The 18,381-nt window shown below is 52.9% G+C and carries 17 protein-coding genes; 6 read left to right on the forward strand and 11 right to left on the reverse strand.

Annotation, left to right across the window (positions count from 1 at the left end; all coding sequences use genetic code 11):
* Positions 1 to 155 precede the first annotated feature (155 nt).
* Entirely contained in the window at positions 156 to 1,637 is a 1,482-nt protein-coding gene (ilvC, locus tag ACWAU4_RS20110) for a ketol-acid reductoisomerase (protein ID WP_101056448.1), read from the reverse strand.
* Between the two features lie 148 nt (positions 1,638 to 1,785).
* Between ilvC and ilvY the strand changes: the two genes are divergently transcribed.
* Positions 1,786 to 2,658 carry an HTH-type transcriptional activator IlvY gene (ilvY, locus tag ACWAU4_RS20115; protein ID WP_096142464.1) on the forward strand — a complete coding sequence of 291 codons (873 nt, stop codon included), beginning with the start codon at positions 1,786 to 1,788 and terminating at the stop codon, positions 2,656 to 2,658.
* Positions 2,659 to 3,034: 376 nt separating this feature from the next.
* Here ilvY and paeA read toward each other — a convergent pair whose 3' ends face one another.
* A complete protein-coding gene (gene paeA, locus ACWAU4_RS20120) occupies positions 3,035 to 4,366 on the reverse strand; it encodes a polyamine export protein PaeA (RefSeq protein WP_025889658.1) in 1,332 nt (443 codons plus the stop codon).
* Positions 4,367 to 4,540: 174 nt separating this feature from the next.
* On the opposite strand from paeA, the gene ACWAU4_RS20125 reads away from it, so the two are divergent.
* Positions 4,541 to 5,344 (forward strand): substrate-binding periplasmic protein, encoded by an 804-nt coding sequence (locus ACWAU4_RS20125; protein ID WP_208125197.1) that lies wholly within the window; start codon positions 4,541 to 4,543, stop codon positions 5,342 to 5,344.
* Between the two features lie 30 nt (positions 5,345 to 5,374).
* Here the strand turns inward: ACWAU4_RS20125 and ACWAU4_RS20130 are convergent, their stop codons facing one another.
* The 4 genes from ACWAU4_RS20130 to ACWAU4_RS20145 all read right to left on the reverse strand — a co-directional run bounded on the left by ACWAU4_RS20130 (position 5,375) and on the right by ACWAU4_RS20145 (position 9,539).
* Positions 5,375 to 7,165, reverse strand: a complete 1,791-nt coding sequence (locus ACWAU4_RS20130; protein WP_208125198.1) for a sensor domain-containing diguanylate cyclase — start codon at positions 7,163 to 7,165, stop codon at positions 5,375 to 5,377.
* Positions 7,162 to 8,130, reverse strand: a complete 969-nt coding sequence (locus ACWAU4_RS20135) for an ABC transporter substrate-binding protein (protein ID WP_181317053.1) — start codon at positions 8,128 to 8,130, stop codon at positions 7,162 to 7,164. The genes ACWAU4_RS20130 and ACWAU4_RS20135 overlap by 4 nt, the downstream gene beginning before the upstream one ends.
* A gap of 189 nt (positions 8,131 to 8,319) precedes the next feature.
* Positions 8,320 to 8,568 (reverse strand): hypothetical protein, encoded by a 249-nt coding sequence (locus tag ACWAU4_RS20140; protein WP_025010076.1) that lies wholly within the window; start codon positions 8,566 to 8,568, stop codon positions 8,320 to 8,322.
* A 155-nt stretch (positions 8,569 to 8,723) separates the two neighbouring features.
* The gene (locus ACWAU4_RS20145) at positions 8,724 to 9,539 is read right to left on the reverse strand and encodes an EAL domain-containing protein (protein ID WP_144226303.1); all 816 of its coding nucleotides are present in this window, start codon (positions 9,537 to 9,539) and stop codon (positions 8,724 to 8,726) included.
* Between the two features lie 318 nt (positions 9,540 to 9,857).
* Between ACWAU4_RS20145 and ACWAU4_RS20150 the strand changes: the two genes are divergently transcribed.
* The 4 genes from ACWAU4_RS20150 to ACWAU4_RS20165 all read left to right on the forward strand — a co-directional run bounded on the left by ACWAU4_RS20150 (position 9,858) and on the right by ACWAU4_RS20165 (position 13,817).
* Positions 9,858 to 10,655, forward strand: a complete 798-nt coding sequence (locus ACWAU4_RS20150; protein WP_025010078.1) for a winged helix-turn-helix domain-containing protein — start codon at positions 9,858 to 9,860, stop codon at positions 10,653 to 10,655.
* Positions 10,643 to 11,143 carry a hypothetical protein gene (locus tag ACWAU4_RS20155; protein WP_054744206.1) on the forward strand — a complete coding sequence of 167 codons (501 nt, stop codon included), beginning with the start codon at positions 10,643 to 10,645 and terminating at the stop codon, positions 11,141 to 11,143. Before ACWAU4_RS20150 ends, ACWAU4_RS20155 begins: the two co-directional genes overlap by 13 nt.
* Before the next feature lie 157 nt (positions 11,144 to 11,300).
* Positions 11,301 to 12,821 carry a YifB family Mg chelatase-like AAA ATPase gene (locus ACWAU4_RS20160; RefSeq protein WP_107352469.1) on the forward strand — a complete coding sequence of 507 codons (1,521 nt, stop codon included), beginning with the start codon at positions 11,301 to 11,303 and terminating at the stop codon, positions 12,819 to 12,821.
* 99 nt (positions 12,822 to 12,920) lie between these two features.
* Entirely contained in the window at positions 12,921 to 13,817 is an 897-nt protein-coding gene (locus ACWAU4_RS20165; RefSeq protein ID WP_146146513.1) for a LysR substrate-binding domain-containing protein, read from the forward strand.
* Positions 13,818 to 13,919: 102 nt separating this feature from the next.
* On the opposite strand, the gene phnX is transcribed toward ACWAU4_RS20165, so the two are convergent.
* Genes phnX through phnD form a run of 5 tightly spaced genes read right to left on the reverse strand, consistent with a single transcriptional unit; the run spans position 13,920 to position 18,352 of the window.
* Positions 13,920 to 14,729, reverse strand: coding sequence for a phosphonoacetaldehyde hydrolase (phnX, locus tag ACWAU4_RS20170; protein WP_208125199.1), 810 nt, complete (start codon positions 14,727 to 14,729; stop codon positions 13,920 to 13,922).
* Entirely contained in the window at positions 14,717 to 15,844 is a 1,128-nt protein-coding gene (locus tag ACWAU4_RS20175) for a phosphonoacetaldehyde reductase (protein WP_156018594.1), read from the reverse strand. Before ACWAU4_RS20175 ends, phnX begins: the two co-directional genes overlap by 13 nt.
* A gap of 18 nt (positions 15,845 to 15,862) precedes the next feature.
* Positions 15,863 to 16,666 carry a phosphonate ABC transporter, permease protein PhnE gene (phnE, locus tag ACWAU4_RS20180; protein ID WP_144131482.1) on the reverse strand — a complete coding sequence of 268 codons (804 nt, stop codon included), beginning with the start codon at positions 16,664 to 16,666 and terminating at the stop codon, positions 15,863 to 15,865.
* Positions 16,660 to 17,487: a phosphonate ABC transporter ATP-binding protein gene (gene phnC / locus ACWAU4_RS20185; RefSeq protein WP_025010083.1), complete on the reverse strand. Its 828-nt coding sequence runs from the start codon at positions 17,485 to 17,487 to the stop codon at positions 16,660 to 16,662. Before phnC ends, phnE begins: the two co-directional genes overlap by 7 nt.
* A 16-nt stretch (positions 17,488 to 17,503) precedes the next feature.
* Complete coding sequence (phnD, locus tag ACWAU4_RS20190; RefSeq protein WP_208125200.1) at positions 17,504 to 18,352, reverse strand: phosphonate ABC transporter substrate-binding protein; 849 nt, start codon at positions 18,350 to 18,352, stop codon at positions 17,504 to 17,506.
* Between the last annotated feature and the right edge of the window lie 29 nt (positions 18,353 to 18,381).

Consider the following 18,381-nt stretch of genomic DNA (forward strand, 5'->3'; position numbering starts at 1 on the left):
CGCACTTATTAACCATTACCATAAAGTGTTTTCAGAACACAACAAAAAAATTCACAACCTGAAAATCTTCCAACTTGGCCTGGCTATGGCACCCTCGGCAATGGCTCGCCTAAACAGCTTAATTGCCGCCGGCGGCAATTAAGCTAACGTTTACGTCAATCTTGCAGGTTTATCCTTTTCATTTCAGTCATGTAACCGCGAAGTTCGGCACCGACATATTCGACGGCCGTATGGCGAATCGCTTCGTTGACCTCGATCAGACGCAGATTATCGACCCCATTGCCCGAATCCTTGAGACCGGCGCCCAGGACCTCGGGAGAGAGGGCGTTAACATAGTCACGCAGCAGCGGCACGGCGGCATGGTTGAACAAGTAACAGCCATATTCGGCGGTATCCGAGATCACTACGTTCATCTCATAGAGGCGTTTGCGGGCTATGGTGTTGGCAATCAGCGGCGTCTCGTGCAGCGACTCGTAATAGGCCGACTCTTCGATGATCCCGGCATCCACCATGGTATCGAACGCCAGTTCCACCCCGGCCTTGATCATGGCCACCAGCAAGATCCCCTTGTCGAAATAGGTCTGCTCATCTATCTGCTCGGCGCAGGTCGGCGCCTTTTCAAAGCCGGTGTTATTGGTCTCTTCACGCCAGCGCAGCAAATTGGCGTCGTCATTGGCCCAGTCGGCCATCATAGTGGCGGAAAACTCGCCGCTGATGATGTCGTCCATATGTTTTTCAAACAGCGGAGTCAGCAACACCTTAAGCTCTTCGGCAATCTCAAACGCCTTGATCTTGGCCGGGTTGGACAGGCGATCCATCATATTGGTGATACCGCCATGCTTGAGCGCCTCTGTGATGGTTTCCCAGCCCTGCTGGATAAGCTTGGCGGCATAACCCGGCTCAACGCCATCGGCCACCATCTTGTCATAACCCAGAATCGCTCCCGTCTGCAGCATGCCGCAGAGAATGGTCTGCTCGCCCATCAGATCCGACTTCACCTCGGCGATAAACGAGGAGTGCAGCACGCCGGCGCGATCGCCGCCGGTAGCACTGGCATAGGCCTTGGCTATCTCCAGGCCGTCGCCATTGGGATCATTCTCAGGATGCACTGCGATCAGTGTCGGTACCCCAAAGCCACGCTTGTATTCCTCACGCACTTCAGTACCGGGGCACTTGGGCGCCACCATGATGACAGTAATGTCCGGGCGCACCTGCATCCCCTCTTCCACTATGTTGAAGCCATGGGAATAGGACAGGGTCGCACCTTGCTTCATCAAGGGCATTACCGCATTGACCACAGGAGTGTGCTGCTTGTCAGGTGTCAGGTTCAGTACCAGATCGGCCCCGGGGATCAGCTCTTCGAAGGTGCCTACCTTGAAACCGTTTTCGGTGGCTCGCTGCCAGGAGGCGCGTTTCTCGGCTATGGCTTCGCTGCGCAGGGCATAGGCGATGTTCAGCCCTGAGTCACGCATGTTCAACCCCTGATTCAGGCCCTGGGCACCACAGCCAAGGATGACAATATTCCAGTCCTTGATATAGTCACAGCCGTTTTCAAACTCGCTGCGCTCCATAAAACGGCACTGGCTCAACTGTGCCAACTGTTGCCGCAGATTCAGGGTATTGAAGTAATTTGCCATCTTAGCCACCTGTTTAACCGAATTCCTGGGACCAAGCCGAAACGGCTCAGTGATGCAAATCACTATAGCCCATGGTTTAAATTGCTTGAAATGATATATTCGGCATGTCATGTTGCACAAAACGCAACAAAAAGAGAGGCAAAACGGCATGGATATTCGGGCGATAAAACTCTATCTGGATCTCTGCGACACCCTGCATTTTTCCCGCACCGCCACCCGGATGCATGTCAGCCCTTCAACCTTAAGCCGCACCTTGCAAAGGCTGGAAGATGAAGTGGGCTGCAAGCTGCTGGAGCGGGACAACCGCAGCGTTACCCTGACCCACGCAGGCGAAGCCTTTCGCCGCTTCGCCAGCCAGACATTGACTCAGTGGCAGGAGCTGCGCCGCGAGCTGGATCCGCAGCAAAAGCTGCTGAGGGGCACATTGCAACTCTATTGCTCAGTCACAGCCGCCTACAGCCACCTGCCGGCCCTATTGGATAAGTTTCGCCGCCAGCAGCCCCTGGTCGATATCAAACTCACCACGGGTGATGCCGCCGATGCGGTGCAGGAAATTCAGCAGCAGAGGGCGGATATCGCCATCGCCGCTCTGCCGCAGGACTTTCCGCCGAGTCTGCACTTTGCCCCCATAGGAGAGGTGCCACTGTCGATTATCGCGCCCACCATCAACTGTCAGTTGCAGTCGCTGCTGGCGCAAAATCCTATTCCCTGGGAGCAACTGCCCTTTATCGTGCCAGACCACGGCCCCGGGCGTTTACGGGCCGAACGCTGGTTCAAGGCGATGGGGATCAAGGCCAATATCTATGCCCAGGTATCGGGCCACGAGGCGATAGTGCCCATGGTGGCTCTGGGCTGCGGTGTCAGCATCACTCCGGATGTAGTGGTAGCCAACAGTCCACTGGGCGAGAGGATAAAAACCCTGGCCTCACCGGCCGAGATAGCCCCCTTTGAACTGGGGTGCTGCTGCAAGGCCAAGCGGCGCCAGGATCCCTTGGTGAGTGCGTTTCTGGAAGTGATTTAGCTAAGGAAGGTGCAAACAAGTCCCATGCGTGCTCTGCGTCGGCTTACAGGCCTGGATACAAGGCGTGGTTCGCAGCAAATGGCCCTAGTCCTTTGCAAGAAGCACAACACCGCAGGCAGGCTTGTAAGCCACGCCCTTCGGGGCTTGCACAGCAATCGGCTCTCTGCGTTATCCGACTTCGACAGGCCCCGGCATGCCTTCAGTCAGATGCCTTGAATGCCAATTGCTGTGTAAGCCAGAGTGCCGCGAGGACTTATTCGCACCTTCCCTAAGCTCGGCTTGGAAAGTCGGCGCGGGCTTTACCGCCTACGACCGAGTCCTTTGCAAGATGCATAACTCAATCTATGGTCTGTATGCCACGCCCTTCGAGCTTACCTTAAATATCGAGTGACTCTTCATCCTTGGGCAGTTGATCTTCCTGAGGCAAGAGGCGGGTAACCAGCAACTGGTCTACCTTGTAGGCATCTATGTCCACCACCTCAAACTTATAACCTGCGTAGTTGACCGAATCGGTGCGCTTGGGGATCTTGCGTAATGTGTACATCATAAAACCGGCGATGGTTTCATAGTTTTGGTTTTGCGGGAACTCCTCAATACCAAAGGCACGCATCACGTCGGTTATCGGCGTCACCCCGTCCACCAGCCAGGAATTGGCGTCGCGGGGCACTATCTGCTCTTCACTTTCATGCAGCGACCAGGCGCCCATTACCGCACTTTGCAGATCGTCAGTAGTCACTATCCCCACCACGAGGGCGTATTCATTCATCACCACGGCAAAGTCGGCCCTGTGATGACGGAAGTACTCCATGGCTTCCGATAGGCTCAGGGTGTCGGGAATAATCAGGCTGCTGCGTACTAACGAGGTATCTTTCAAATCTATCTTGCGGCCGTTGATCACCCGGATCAGCAGCTCCTTGGCGTCTACCACCCCTTTAATATTGTCCAGCTGACCATCACAGACCAAAAACTTGTTGTGCGGATCCTCGGCGATTTTTTTCTTGATAGTGTCTTCGTCGTCCTGCAGCAGAAAATACACCAGGCTCTCACGGGCGGTCATCGCCGAGGTAACACTGACAGATTGCATCTCGAACACATTCTCTATCATCTGCTGCTCGCCCTTATCCAACACACCGGCCTCTGCACCGGCATCCATGATGGCGTAGATATCGTCCGGGGTGATCTCATCATTGCGGGCAGTGGGGATCTGCAATAGCTTGAAGATACCGTTGGCCATGCCGTTGAAGATCCACACAAAGGGGCGCAGTAGGGTGATGCATATCAGCATGGGGTTCACCAAGTTAACCGCCACTTTCTCCGGTAAGGCCATGGCAACCCGTTTGGGCATCAGGTCGGCAATCAGAATAAACAGGCTGGTCACCAGCACGAAGGACAACACAAAGCTTAGCTGTCCGACCCAAGCCTGAGGGATCACATGGGCCAAAGCCGCTGCGAAGTAAGGGGTAAAAGCAGACTCACCGACAATCCCCCCCATGATGGCGACGGCATTGAGACCAATCTGCACTACGGTGAAAAAACTGCCCGGAGTGGTTTGCAACGCCAATACTTTTTCGGCGCGCAAGTCTCCCTCCTCGGCCATCTGCCGTAAACGGATTTTACGGGATGCGGCCAGAGCAATCTCAGACATGGAAAAAAAGCAGCTGGTTCCGATCAGGCAAAAGATAATCACCAAATTATCGAATAAACTCATACAACACCTTAGGTTAGTTACAAAGCGCTTCTATGCCGTGCCCTTATCCAGGCCTGAAAATGGAATGACTGGGAGGTCAGAAAGGCGAACTGGTTACCGGTATGGACAATTACATGGCGAATTGAGTGGCTTTGCTATACTCCAAGAAACCCATTGCAGGCCTCTTTTACCGGAATGAAGTTTACATTATATCCGTTTGCGGCATTTTTGACAGTGATGCTTATCTCACCGGTTTCAATGGCTGAAGAAGACTCTAACGGCATTAAGTTAAGGATATGTGTCGAAGAGTCTGAATTTCCCCCCTTCAATTACTTTTCCAGAGTCGATGGTTACAAGACCCACGATAGTGACGGCTATGACATTCAGCTGCTTTATCGGCTGTTTACGCCACCACGCTGGCAACTGCAAATAATCACCCTTCCCTGGCCAAGGTGCATGCTGGAAGTGGAACAGGGCAAGATAGACGCAGCCATGAGCGCCTCGGCCAATCCCGAGCGACGGCGAAAGTTCCTGCTGTCGCGCTCCTATTACTATCTCACCCCGGGGGTGGTCTTTCTCAAGCGTCGTTTCCCGCAGGGCTTGAGGTTCAACTCACTGACCGAGCTGGCACAGCTGGGCACAGTTTGCGGCATTCGCGGTTTCAATTATCGTAACTTCGGTTGGGACAACTCTCAGCCATTGTCCCTGAGCAAAGATCTGCCGTTGATCCCCGAATTATTGATCCGGGGCCGGTGTAACTTCTTTCTGGCACGACTGGAGATTTTCAGCGGTACCTTAAAACTGATGGATCGCGACCCACAGGTCATAGGGCTGGCAACGCAAGCCATTCCCAACACTCGGCCAGAACCCTTCTATATGCTGGTTTCCAGGCAAAGCCCACACAAGATGGCGCTGCTGGAAGAGTTCAATACCGGTGTAACCCAATTGGAAAAAAGCGGCGAACTGCAGCTGTTACTGCAAACTTTCACCGGCCACTGATCCCCGCGTTACTCCGTCAGAAACCAAGTGTTATTCCGCCAGAAACCAAGTGTTGCGTCCCAGATGCTTGGCCTGATAAAGCGCCTTGTCTGCCACTCGAATAACCTCACTCAAATCCTGTTCATCCCGGGGCAGAAGTGCCAGCCCAAGACTTATGGTGACTATGCCTGCGGGCGATGCTGCGTGAGAGATCTGCAACGCCCTGACTCGATTCAACAGGGTTTCAGCCAAATCCTTGGCTTGCCGGCGGTCGACTCCCGGCAAGACCAAAGCAAATTCCTCGCCGCCGACCCTGGCCAACAAGGCTGATTCAGGAAGCGCTTTTTGCATGGTCTGCGCCAGGCGCTGCAGCACACTGTCACCGGCCGGATGACCGAAACTGTCGTTGAAGGCCTTGAAGTGATCCACATCCAGCATGATCAGTGCACCGGCTTCTTCCGAGGCCAGCAGCCGCGCCAGGGATTCGGTAAAGGGGCGGCGATTGGCCAACCCGGTAAGTTCATCGGTTTCCGACAGCTGCTTGAGCTTGTGATTCAGCCCCAACAGTTCCCGCTGCAGCCCCAGCATCTGCAAATCCCTGCGCTCCCTGACCAAGAGTTCATTGAGCGCAGCGGCAAACTGGGTCAGCATGGCACGGCGGGACTGCGGCCATGACTGAGGTGATTGACCATTACTCAGCGACAATACCCCCAACAGATCGTGACCATCGGTAATGGCAAACAGTGCCAGGGAACGTAACTGCAACTGCTTGAGCAGACGATATTCCGCATCCGCCTCTGGCCTCAGGGTTTCCACATCTTCCACCACCATCATCTGGCGGGAGTTGAGCTGCTCTGAAAAACGATTCAACTCACTGATATCTATATAGCGTGAAGCCTGAGGGTCACCCCGGCGGCTCCAGACACTGCGGTAGCAGAGTTGCTGCTCTTTTATCTCCAACAAGGCGACCCGTTCGACGGCAAACAATTCGGCAATCTGACGGCCAACATCGGCCAGGGCCTGATTGACTTCTCCCGGCTGCAACTTCAAAAATTGTAATGACAGATCCGCCAACAACTCATTGGCTCTGGCCTGCCAAGCCAGCTCCTTATGGCTTAGCTCTACCAACTCAGACAACTGCCTTTGCCCCCGGGCCAGATGTCTCTGTTGCCAACGTTTGCGGGCAAAATCGGTTCTAATACGTCGATACATCTGCTCTATGGCGCGGGCGACACTGCCAATTTCATCCTGATTCGCCGCACCAACCGCATCGGGCAAGGGCACTTTTCGCGGTTGCCCCAAATCTATGCGGTTGACGTATGCGGCCAGTGCCGCCAGCCTTCCTGTAACCAGGCTGCGCACCAGCGTCAGAATCACATAGATCATCAGCAGGGTTTTCAAGCCATTACCCACGACGATCAGAATCATCTGTCGCCACAACTCATAATAGAGTTGGTTGCGGCTGCGCTGAACCTTGAGCTCACCTATCTGTTGCTGACGGTAGATGATTGGAAACAGAAAGGTTTCATTATCCTGGGCCTGATTATTTCCCACCTGCAGGGCAATCCCGTCGGCACTGGACAAAGACGCGCCGGAAACATAGGGCTGCATGCCTATGCCAATCAGTATGTCCCGCAGCAGCTTATGGTCCACATCCCAAATGGCCTGCGCCATGCCGGGCAGATTTGCCTCGACATATTCATGTAACCTGCGATTGCTGCCTTCAACGCCATCCTGATAGTTCCAGAACAGCTGGGCCGCCATGGTCACCAAGGCAAAAAATGAACTGACACCTATGATAACCAGGGTCATCTTGTGACTGATGACGGAGCTTTGTTTCAATGCGTTACTTCCGATGTCTGTTGGTACCAGGCGAGCAGTGCCCGCCAATTTCGTTGCTCGAGCAGATTGAAAGGCTCAGTGCCCGGCACCAGAAGCCTGAACATTGGGGGAACCTTCTCATTCCATGGCCTGGCCTCGCTGTCGTCACGGATGCGCATGAGCGCCTCTGCCCCCGCCAGCAAATGACCGCCGCCCAAGACACTGATGTGCCCCTGACTACGCCAATCAAGTACCTTGGAGGAAGTGTTGATACTGGCGATGAAAATATCCTCTCCAGGCCTGAGCCCCTTGTCCTCCAATGCCGCAATGGCACCAAAGGCCATATGATCGTTGGCGGTCCAAATCCCTTCCAGCCCGGGGTAACGATTCAGCAACACCTGGGTCTGCGCCCTGGCTCTTTGCTCTTGCCAGTGACCATAGACGAGTTGCAGCGGTTCTATCCCCGCCTGCCGAAAACCGTTTAAAGCTCCTTGAGTCCGTTCGATAGACGCCGGTGTCCCCTTGTCACCTGAGATCAATAATACCTTGCCCTGCCGCTTATTCCCCATTTGCATTAACAGTGCCTGGGCGGTCAGAAAACCTATTCTTTCATTGTCCGGTACCAATGGCGGTAGCAAATGCTGCTGCCAATAAGGCTCCTGCAACAATGAATGACGCGCCTTGGGCTCAATATCATTGAGCAGCAGTAGCGTTTTAAAGGGTAGCCCTTCAAAGGCTGCCAGCATTTTTGCAGCAACATTTTTTTCATTGACCAAAATGACATACCGGGGCAATTGCTCGCGAGCCGCCAACTCTTGTGCCAGGGCTATCATCCTGAAATGATCCCTGTTGGCATGCAGTATTTCCAACTCAATGTTGAGCTCGGCCGCCGCCACCAACATCAGCTTATCTATATCGCCCCAGAAACTCTCCTGAGCAGAGCCTGGATTAATAAAGCTAACCCGTAACGGCTGAGCTTGAGCCAATACCTTGGTCGGGTAGTTTAGAAAAACCGTCAGCAAAAGCAGAAAAAGGGAAAGGAGTTTACGTGGTGGAGTGAATAAATCACCCCACCACGTATTAAATAGACTCAACAGCAAGGCATCCATCCCCCAGCAAACAATGCATATCGTATACCGGAGAATTAAAACACAGATGGGCTGCCCTTGTGGAGATTAATTAACCTCTGGCAGACTTTCCAGAAGCTGATAACCCATTTCGTTGAGTTGATCATTAACGCAAGTCAGCAGATATTCCTGACGTTCTTCGGCTGGCACCGCGTCTTCATCGGCCATTTGCAAACAGGCTTGCTGCAGTTGTTGAATATCGGTTTCACTGGCTTGAGGCAGGGCGTTTTCTTCATCGGCTGCCAGGGCAGCACCACTGAGTAACATACCGGCCAGCAGCAGAGTTAAGCTTTTCATCTTGTTTCCTTGTGTGAGTATAGTGCCATCCCATGGGGCAGCACAGAGAAGTCTCACACAATCTATCAGTAGATTTTACATTCAGATAACGAGAAATTTTTGCCGTGACAGTGACCTTTTTTATCCGTTAAACAAGTGAATTAGCGCCTGCGATGTCACCCAAAGGCATGCCGGTGCAACTCTATTTGCGCCAGCTTTTCCGGCTGGGAAAACAGGTATCCCTGCAGACCATCATAGGGTACCAACTCCATCGCCAAAAATTGCTCCAGCGTCTCTACCTTTTCAACAATCACCTTAACCTGAGCCTGATTTTTTAATTGATATATATAGTCAATAAAATCCAGCCTGACTTTTTCTGATTTTTCAAAACCGCGGGGAAGGATCAATTTGATATAATCGACGCAAGCAGTATTAATCCAATGCCGTCTCAAATCACCTTTAGGCTCAAAGTCATCCAAAGCAAATTTAACACCAAAATCATGTAACTTGGCGATACTGGCAAAAGCAGTTGTAGCAATCTTGGCTGACAAACGTTCCGTAATTTCAACAACCAACTCCACCTCTTGTTGTTTCAATGTTTCTTTTAGCCAAACCAATTCAGCCTCTAAAGAGGAGATGATTCTAGCTTCTATATTGATAAACAGCCGTGCAATTTTGTGGCCAGCCAGGGCCAAAACATCGAGATGCCTGTAATCAATAGCCGCCAATTGATGCAACTGCTCCAGAGATAAATTCAATAGCTCTTTTTGATGCAGATTAGCATAGAAGCCTTCCACACTTAAGCATAGCTTTCCAGGCCTGAATAATACTTCATAAGCCACCTCTTGGGCACAGCCGCTTATTTTTCTGGCAACTATCTCCTGAAAATGGGCTTCAGTTAATGGTGCGTTATTGTACTCATTAAACAGCTTGCCTATGCTGCCCGACTCATTGCCGGAATCCGTATTGTCACATCTCTGCTGCGTGAGCATGTTTCCCCCTTGATAGCACTGAACAGCAACAACCCGGCAAACAGACCAGCATTCGGTTAACACTATGCATTTTGCGGGATCAAGGCAGAGATTCTCACCAGTGGAGTTAATCCCGCAGTTATAAAAACTAATAAATGGAGCCTAAGGGATACCCACTATTGACAACACAGGCATTGAGCTTAAGAATCAATAACTTGCAAAATTAACACTCTATTGATTAATGAAACATTATCTCAACAACAGGATTTTTTATTACTTATTATTAGGGCGTAAAACATGTAGAAACTTAAATTAAAAACAAAAACAATAGGAATAAAAATGGACATCACTAAAGGTAGGAAAATAATCACAGCTCGCCAAAACAACGACAACCCAATTATCAAAACAGACACCAAAGGATATAAATGTTCAATTCCAGAATTTTATATATTAAAAGAGCTATACCTCAGTCGAGGCCAAGCAGTAAGCAGAGATAAACTCTTGGATGCCGGCTGGCATGGAAGAATTGTTTCCCCAAATTCCATTCCAGTTGCCATTGCCAATCTGAGAAGAATATTCAGAGAGATTTCCGGCAACAACATTATATTCACCAAGAAAGGTTTTGGTTACGGCCTTGATACACTTCAGGGCAATATCCAGCTGGAGTTCATCAATGACAACATCAATCCCGTTTATACTGAAGCGGTAACGCCTACCCCACAAAAGACCAACTTCAGCTTAAGACGAATTCTGTATATCACAAGCATATCATTGGCATTATTCTTTGTACCATTCGCAATAACAAAAGCGCTGACACACACACCACCCAGAATAAAAATATACACCAACGGAATAAATAAGATAATTACTATATCAAGGATCAAGAACACAATAGACAAGCAAGCCATAAACTCAGTCATTGAAGAACTAAACTATCAACTCATTGGCACTGTAGACTTCTATGAAATTGGGAGAACAATAAAGGATAACAGAGACACTATTATCTTGAGCCATAGATCAGGTTTATTTTCGATCGACTGCATTAATAAATCGCATAACAGTATTAATACCTATGTCAGTTATGCAGATGCCTCAATACTCAATAAGCTGAAGGATGGAACTGTATGCCAAAGTTAAAGAAACTGCTGCCAATCACCATCCCTCTAACCCTCTTGCTGAGTTCCATCATCATTAACCTTCTATATGACTATCACGAGGTTCAGGACATAGATGGCATGTACCAGATGATCAAGGAAGTAGAAGGCCCTGATAAGCAGGTCAAGCGCATCACTTTTTCCCTCTACATAGATATTGATTCAGAAAGCTTCTGGGGGCTGTTGCAACTGAGTGACAACAAAGAAAAAACGGATGGGAAAATACTCTTTTCCGGCAAGGTCTCCAGGCTGGTACTGCACGACAATGCAGTTCAGGTCGAACAGGTTAAAGTCTACCCTGTCTCAGCCGATTCGCTGGAAGTCTTGTTTGCCAACCCTGCACTGTCACTGTTGAAGCTCTTGCTGGCGACTGACTATAAAGTGGTGTGGCACTACACTTTGGTCGACCAAATTTTCTGCTTCTCCAATGAAACAGACACCAGTCTAAGGTGTATGAAGAAAGTCATCTAATCCCGCCTTCCAGGGTGATAGCTATTGGTGCAGTCCATTCCCGGGTTCTGGAAACCTCTGTCGATAAGGCCAGAACCGCTATTCCCTCAAGCCACTGTAAATCCAGGCAACTGCTACACTCTACTGAATCAGGGAAGCGCACTACAAAGGAACTGTTATGCCCATAGCCAGAGTTGCCACCCGAGCCGCCAAAGGTGTGGAGGCGCCTCAGGTACTGGTCGAAGCTCACCTCTCCAACGGCCTGCCGGCCTTCAATCTGGTGGGGTTGCCGGAAGCTTCGGTCAAGGAAGCCAGAGAAAGAGTCCGCAGCGCCATAATCAATGCGGGTTTTGAATTCCCCATGCGCAGGATCACCATCAATCTGGCACCGGCCGATCTGCCCAAGCAAGGTGGACGTTACGACCTTCCTATTGCCATTGGTATTCTGGCAGCATCCGGGCAACTGCCACTGAAATCTCTGGACGATCATGAATTTGTCGGTGAGCTTGGGCTGTCCGGTGAGGTCAGGCACTGCACTGGTATCCTGCCGGTGATCATCGCCGCCCGTCAAAGAGGCATCAAACTGGTGTTGCCACAGGATAACCGCAGTGAGGCGGATTTGGTGGGCTACCGGCAATGTTGCCTGGCCCAGCACCTGCAACATATCGCCGCCTATCTGCATGGACAGCAAACCCTGCCGGGGATAGTACCGGGAACCGAATGGCTGGAACAGTCCAAGCCGAACTCGAGTGACTGCCTGTCGGAGGTCATAGGCCAATATCAAGCCAAACAAGCACTGGAAATCGCTGCCGCCGGCGGGCATAACCTGCTGATGCTGGGGCCACCTGGCACAGGCAAAACCATGCTGGCCAGCCGGATAATCTCACTCCTGCCCCCCATGAGTTATGAAGAGGCGCTGGAAGTGGCTGCGATTCATTCAGTGGCCGGTATGGCTACTGAGCCGGGGGAGTTTTATCGCCGCCCGTTTCGCGCTCCGCACCACACCAGCTCGGCCATCTCTTTGGTGGGTGGCGGCTCGATTCCCAAACCCGGCGAGATTTCACTGGCTCACCTGGGAGTGCTGTTTCTCGATGAAATTGCCGAGTTTCCCCGCAAGGTACTCGACTGCTTGCGTGAACCCATGGAAACCGGCCATGTCATCATCTCCCGCGCCGCAGCCAAACTGCGCTTCGATGCCCGTTTTCAACTCATCGCCGCCATGAATCCCAGCCCTTGTGGAGATGCCGGCCCGGGAAGCCGCGCCAGCCCAGAGCAGATCCGCCGTTACCTGGCCCGGCTGTCAGGCCCTTTCATTGACAGATTCGACCTCACCATTGAGGTGCCCAAACTCCCGCCAGGCGCCTTGACCTCAGAGGCGGCGCAGGGTGAAACCAGTGAGCAGATAGCCGCCAGAGTAGCGGCAGCGCGGGAGCTGCAACTCAGCCGCGCCGGCGTACTCAATAGTCAGTTGGGCAGTAAGGCATTGAAGCAGGCAGGTTTCAAACCCGGCGATCTGGCGTTTCTCGAACAGAGTGTCAATCAGCTGGGATTATCGGTGCGCAGCTTTCATCGGCTGCAACGAGTGGCGCGCACCATAGCCGATCTGCAGCTCAGCCCCATGGTCGAGCGGCGCCATCTGGCCCAGGCCCTGGGTTATCGGGCGATGGACCGTTTGCTGGCCAGCCTGCAACAGCTCTGATCTCTGCTCTTATATCCTGGTTGTATCCAGGTCATGTCATAGTGGCGTCATAAATTGGTAGCAAAATTATGCCATCAGCCCTTGTTTACTCGCGAAAAGATGCCCAAGCCTCAAATTTCACTCGCTCAGATCCGCGCCTTCTGTGCCCTGGCGCAGCAGCGCAGTTTTAAAGAGGCCGCCGAACACCTGCAAGTATCGCAACCCTCTATCATCAATCAGATAGCCTCTTTGGAAGAAGCCTATGGCGCCAAGCTGTTTCTGCGCCAGCGGGAAAATAATCGCCTGACCCAGCTCGGGGTGGCGCTGTTGCCTTCATTCAGGGCAATACTCAGCCAGTTGAAAGAAGCCGAGTTCATTTTGCTTTCTCACAGCATAAGCCAAACCGGCGAGTTGCATATCGCCGCCGTCAACCCTGTCAGACTGTCGGCCATAGTGCGCGAGTTTCGGCTTATTTACCCCAACATCAAGGTCAATATCACCTTTGCCGCCTCCAACAAGGTATTGCAACTGCTGGAGACAGAAACTGTGGATGCCGGTTTCTTTGTTCTGCCGCAGAGTCAGCCTGGGCTGCAGGCTTTCCATTATTATCGCTATAAGCTGATGGCGATTTTGCCAAGAGACCATCGGCTGTGTCGTAAGGACACCCTGAGCATAGAAGACTTTGCCAATGAGGAGCTATTGATCCGCGAGCCAGGTTCCCTGACCCGCAAGCTGTTTCTTGGCGCGCTGCAAAACGCGGGCATTGTCCCTCAGCTTGCCTATGAACTGGGCAGCCGCGAATCGGTGCGCGAAGCTGTCGCCCAGGGCCTGGGTATCTCTGTGGTGGCCGAGGATGAGCATACGCCCCACGAACAGATAGTAACCAAGCGGATTGTCAGTGACCAGCTCAAGGCCAGCAGCAGCCTGGTGGTACACAATAAACAGCTCAACTCCCCCATGATAAAAACCCTGATAGCCCTAGTCGCCCAGCACAAGGATACCCAGATAAGTGTTTGATCCCGGCTTGCCGGCACTGGTTAAACGCAATCCAGCCATACAAAAAAGCAGCCCTTTCCTGCTGGAGAATAAGAGCTGCTTAACAGTGATTTTACTTGAATATCAGGGCCGCTCACCCCGTGCCAATCTGGCGTTGATATCCAGCACTACCTCAGGCAACTGCGCAATAGTATCAATGATGTAGTGCGCCCCTGCAGCAGCCAGATTGACAGAAGCGGTACGGCGGGCAAACACCTTGTCGGCCTCTGTAGCAGCCAGAAAGTCTGCCAGTGTCATACCGGATTCGTTACCGGAAAGACTCAGACCTACAGTCCACATGCCGGCACTGTGCCCTTCGTGAATGCCAGGCGCCGAATCATCCACCTTGAGGCAATGTCCAACATCGGCAATCCCCAGATTGAGCACGTTTTGCAGCGCCATCCAGGGGCCTGGACGGCCACCGGCACTGAGTTCACCGGTAGCGACCACAGAGTCGGGAACAAAGCCGCGCGCCTTGGCCGCCGGCAACAACTCAGCCATCACTTCCCTCGGATAACCGCTGCAAGAACCTATTTTGATCTCTTGCTGCCTGAGCCAGGCCACTGTCTCCAGCGTCCCCGGGATAAGGTCGGCAAACTCGCCGACCTTGGCAATTTGCAACGGCATAAAACGCCGGTAGATAGCATCGACATCCTCATCACTCATGGGACGGCCAAATTGCACCAACCAGCGTTCGGCGATGGCTGGAGTATCACCCAGAGCGCGAATATGGTCCCACTTGCCCAACCCCATGGGGCCACGGGCTTCCTTGAGTGAAAGTTCGAAATCATAGGCCTGGGCAAAGGCCTCGACAAAGATACTGGTCGGTGCAAAGGAACCAAAGTCCACTGTAGTTCCGGCCCAATCGAATATCACACCCGCTACTTTTGACATGAAATTACCTCATCCATCTGAAAACTTTGTTGATAGAGCGCCAGCAGGCGCTGCGGGTCGCCGCTGAAGTTGCGCCCTCGCTGACCATCGGCCGCTTCGGCTACCAGTGCCAGCCACTGCTGGGGCCGATAACCATAACGTCTGGGGTCAACATCGATACCCAGCCTGAGCAGTAGCTGTTCCAACCGCTCTGCGGCCAATAGTGGCGGGCAACCAAAAATCTGCTCCAACAGCGGCTGTACGTGAGTATCGCCACTCATGGCGCGGATGATCATCGGCAGAGTAAAGCTACATGCTTGGCCGTGGCTGACCCCTTTTTCCAACGTCACCCGGTAGGAGATGTTATGTGCCAGTGAGGTCTTGGTATTGGAAAATGCCAATCCGGCAAACAGAGAGGCCAGCTGCAGTGTCTCCCGTAGTGCCAGTTCATGACTGCAAAGCTTAAGCCTAGGTAGCTGAGATAAAATCATCTGTGCAGCTCTCACTGCATATTGACTGCTCAGCGGATTCCGGTTGTGATTCCACAGGCTTTCCAGCGCATGAGACAGGGCATCGAGTGCGGTAGAAATGCTGAGATTCAGTGGCAAACTCAAGGTCAACTCGGGCTCCAACAAGGCGCTCCGGGCATAAAGCGCCGGGTGCGCCAAGGAGTGCTTACGCTGCGTCTCGGGATCCCAAACCGTGGCCCAGCAGGTCACTTCGCTGCCGGTACCCGAGGTGGTGGGAATCGCGATATAGGGCAAGGGCGCCACGGGCTCGGTTCCATTGAGCATGGCCCTCAGGCGGTCAAAATCGCCCCCGGTGGCACAAAGTACCTTGCAGGCATCTATCACCGAGCCACCGCCCAACGCCAACAGCAGCGCTGGCTTGGCCGGCAGGGCCTGTAATTGCCGACACAGACGCTGCAGGTTGGCCAGTGAAGGATTGTCTTCCACATCGGTCAAGCAAGCCAGTGGTGGCCTACCGGCTGCGGCAATCACCCGCTCTGCCATGGTCGTAAACGTCTGCCCTGGGTGGGTCAACAGCACGTAGTCTTGTTGTGCCACCCGGGATTCAAGGGCGCGCAGGGCCCCCAGCCCTGTAATTATCTCTACAGGATTGTGATATCTGTACATCTTGTTGTGGTCCTGAAATCAGCGAATAAAACTGCGTAATCTGGCGGAGATAATGTCGGTAGCAAACACAAGCAAGAGGATAACCAGCACACAAGCGGCGGTATTCTCATACTCGAATAACTTCATGGTGGTCATCAGCTCAAAGCCTATGCCTCCGGCGCCGACCATTCCCAGAATAGTGGAGATACGGATATTGGCTTCCAGGCGGTACAGCACCACCCCGATCCATGCCGGCAATACCTGCGGCAGTATGCCGAACAGCACGATTTTCGGCGTCGAGCAACCTGAGGCGCGCATCGCCTCTATCGGGCCCTGATCTATCTCTTCAATCGCTTCAGAGAAGAACTTGCCCACCATGCCTGCACCATGCACTGCCAACGCCAGCACACCGGCAAAGGGCCCAAGGCCAACGGCGGCCACGAAGATCAGTGCCAGAATAATTTCATTTATGCCCCTGAGCACGTTCAGCACCTGACGACTGCTGTGATAGAGCCAGGCGTTGGGTGACAGATTACGGGCAGCCAGTAAGCTGACCGGCACTGCCAACACTATTGACAACAGAGTCCCCAACAGCGCAATTTGCAAGGTCTGCAGCGCCGGGCCTATCAGGTTGTCAGTGATATAGCTTAGATTGGGAGGCAACATGCGGCCGATAAAGTCGGCTATCCAGGGCAGTCCCTGCACTAATTTGCCAATTTCAGTGTCTGTACCTGTCACCGTCCAGTTGAGTGTGGCCAGCGAGACCAAAGCTATGGGCAGCAACACCCACCAGCCCATGGGGCCACGTGGCGCATTGGCCACAAATCGATACTGTTTCAACATAGGGCCTCCTTCAACACCGGTGCGCCGGCCTTCTTGCGCCGCAGTTCCTCGGCGGTGCGACTGACCAACTTGGCAATGCCTTCATCTTCCAGGCCGGGATAGATCTGCGCCACTATCTCGGGGGTCAGCTCCTCGGGCTTGCCGTTGAAGACTATGTGGCCGCCGGAAATCCCTATGATCCTTTGGCCGAATTCCATGGCGTAATCTATCTGGTGCAGGTTGCAGAGCACGGCGATGTTGTTCTTGCGGCTCACTTCGCGGATATACCCCAGGATCTGCCTTGAGGTCTTGGGATCGAGACTGGCCACTGGCTCGTCGGCCAATATAAGGTCAGGCTCCTGGGCCAGCGCCCTGGCGATGCCAACCCTTTGCTGCTGGCCGCCGCTGAGGTTATCGGCGCGATTCCAGGCCTTCTCCTCCAGTCCAACCTGGGCGATGGCGTTCAATGCCGCCTCCACATCCTGTTTGGGAAACAGCTGCAACAGACAGGCCCAGAAGGGGATCTTGGCCATGCGCCCGGTGAGCACGTTTTTGATTACAGATAAACGATCAACAAGATTATGATGCTGAAACACCATCGCAATTCGCTGAGATAATATTCGGTAGGCATGCTTGTCTCCCACTGGATAGGACTCGCCGTCGATCAACACCTCACCGCTGGAAGGCGGCGTCAGGCGGTTGATGCAGCGCAGCAGCGTGGACTTTCCCGCCCCCGAGGGGCCGAGTACCACGACAAACTCACCGGCTTCGACCTTGAAGTTGATATCTTCCAATACCCGGGTCTCGCCGTATGCTTTACTCAAGTTTCTGACTTCAATCATCTTTCTGACCCTGCCATTACTGCCGTGCCAACTTGGCAGCTTCGCGGACAACATCGTATGCGGCATCATCTGTAGCCACATAGCGATTGACCTCACCCTGATCGCCGAACTGCAGATTCTTCAGGCTCAGGAAGGCAGTGCGGATCTTCTGCTTGTCTTCTTCGGCCAGGTCTTTACGCCAGACCATGGGAGACTCCGGGATAGCCGGCGAGCGCCAAACCACACGGTATTCCTCACTGCCGATCATGCCTTTGTCGACGGCGGCACTGAGGATCCTGTCGGCCACAGTCGCAGCATCCACCCGGCGATTTTTCACTGCCAGTATGTTGGCATCGTGAGCCCCTGTGTAGATGAGGGTGGCAAAGTCGTCTTTGGGTTCAATACCGGCATGCTTCAATCCCACCATAGGAAACACATAACCTGAGGTGGAAGTAGGGTCGACAAAGGCGAAGTCTTTACCCTTAAGGTCCTGAATATCTTTGATATCTGAATCGGCTCTGGCGATGATCTGGCTGTGATAGGCCACAGCGCCCTTCTTCTTGGTTTCGGCCACCACAAAGGCCTCAACATCCGTGACCTGAGTCGCCTTGACATAAGAGAAGGGACCCAGATAGGCGATATCAATATGCTTGGCTCTCAGCGCTTCTATCACCCCGTTGTAGTCGGTAGCAACAAAGCCTTCGACCTTAACCCCCAATTGTTTACCCAGTTCATCCATCAGCGCCTGTGACTGTTTGATCATGGCGCGGGAATCTTCCGATGGGATCAAGGCTATTTTCAGCGACTCCAATGCCAGCGCGCTTTGGCTGAAAAGAGCCGCCCCGGTAAGGCTCAGAGTGAGCAGCAGTTGATTGAGCTTGTTCATCTTGTTTTCCTCGCTGTGCTATTGAACCT

This window comes from Shewanella sp. FeAMO, from assembly GCF_053653955.1.

Excerpts from the sequence above, each read along its gene's own strand:
- ACWAU4_RS20140 (WP_025010076.1), bottom strand. The coding sequence starts at position 8,568 with ATGAAAAGCTTAACTCTGCTGCTGGCCGGTATGTTACTCAGTGGTGCT.
- ACWAU4_RS20125 (WP_208125197.1), top strand. The coding sequence starts at position 4,541 with ATGAAGTTTACATTATATCCGTTTGCGGCATTTTTGACAGTGATGCTT.
- paeA (WP_025889658.1), bottom strand. The coding sequence starts at position 4,366 with ATGAGTTTATTCGATAATTTGGTGATTATCTTTTGCCTGATCGGAACC.
- ilvC (WP_101056448.1), bottom strand. The coding sequence starts at position 1,637 with ATGGCAAATTACTTCAATACCCTGAATCTGCGGCAACAGTTGGCACAG.
- ACWAU4_RS20175 (WP_156018594.1), bottom strand. The coding sequence starts at position 15,844 with ATGTACAGATATCACAATCCTGTAGAGATAATTACAGGGCTGGGGGCC.
- phnD (WP_208125200.1), bottom strand. The coding sequence starts at position 18,352 with ATGAACAAGCTCAATCAACTGCTGCTCACTCTGAGCCTTACCGGGGCG.
- ACWAU4_RS20160 (WP_107352469.1), top strand. The coding sequence starts at position 11,301 with ATGCCCATAGCCAGAGTTGCCACCCGAGCCGCCAAAGGTGTGGAGGCG.
- ACWAU4_RS20155 (WP_054744206.1), top strand. The coding sequence starts at position 10,643 with ATGCCAAAGTTAAAGAAACTGCTGCCAATCACCATCCCTCTAACCCTC.
- phnC (WP_025010083.1), bottom strand. The coding sequence starts at position 17,487 with ATGATTGAAGTCAGAAACTTGAGTAAAGCATACGGCGAGACCCGGGTA.
- ACWAU4_RS20150 (WP_025010078.1), top strand. The coding sequence starts at position 9,858 with ATGGACATCACTAAAGGTAGGAAAATAATCACAGCTCGCCAAAACAAC.
- ACWAU4_RS20145 (WP_144226303.1), bottom strand. The coding sequence starts at position 9,539 with ATGCTCACGCAGCAGAGATGTGACAATACGGATTCCGGCAATGAGTCG.
- ACWAU4_RS20165 (WP_146146513.1), top strand. The coding sequence starts at position 12,921 with ATGCCCAAGCCTCAAATTTCACTCGCTCAGATCCGCGCCTTCTGTGCC.
- phnE (WP_144131482.1), bottom strand. The coding sequence starts at position 16,666 with ATGTTGAAACAGTATCGATTTGTGGCCAATGCGCCACGTGGCCCCATG.
- ilvY (WP_096142464.1), top strand. The coding sequence starts at position 1,786 with ATGGATATTCGGGCGATAAAACTCTATCTGGATCTCTGCGACACCCTG.
- phnX (WP_208125199.1), bottom strand. The coding sequence starts at position 14,729 with ATGTCAAAAGTAGCGGGTGTGATATTCGATTGGGCCGGAACTACAGTG.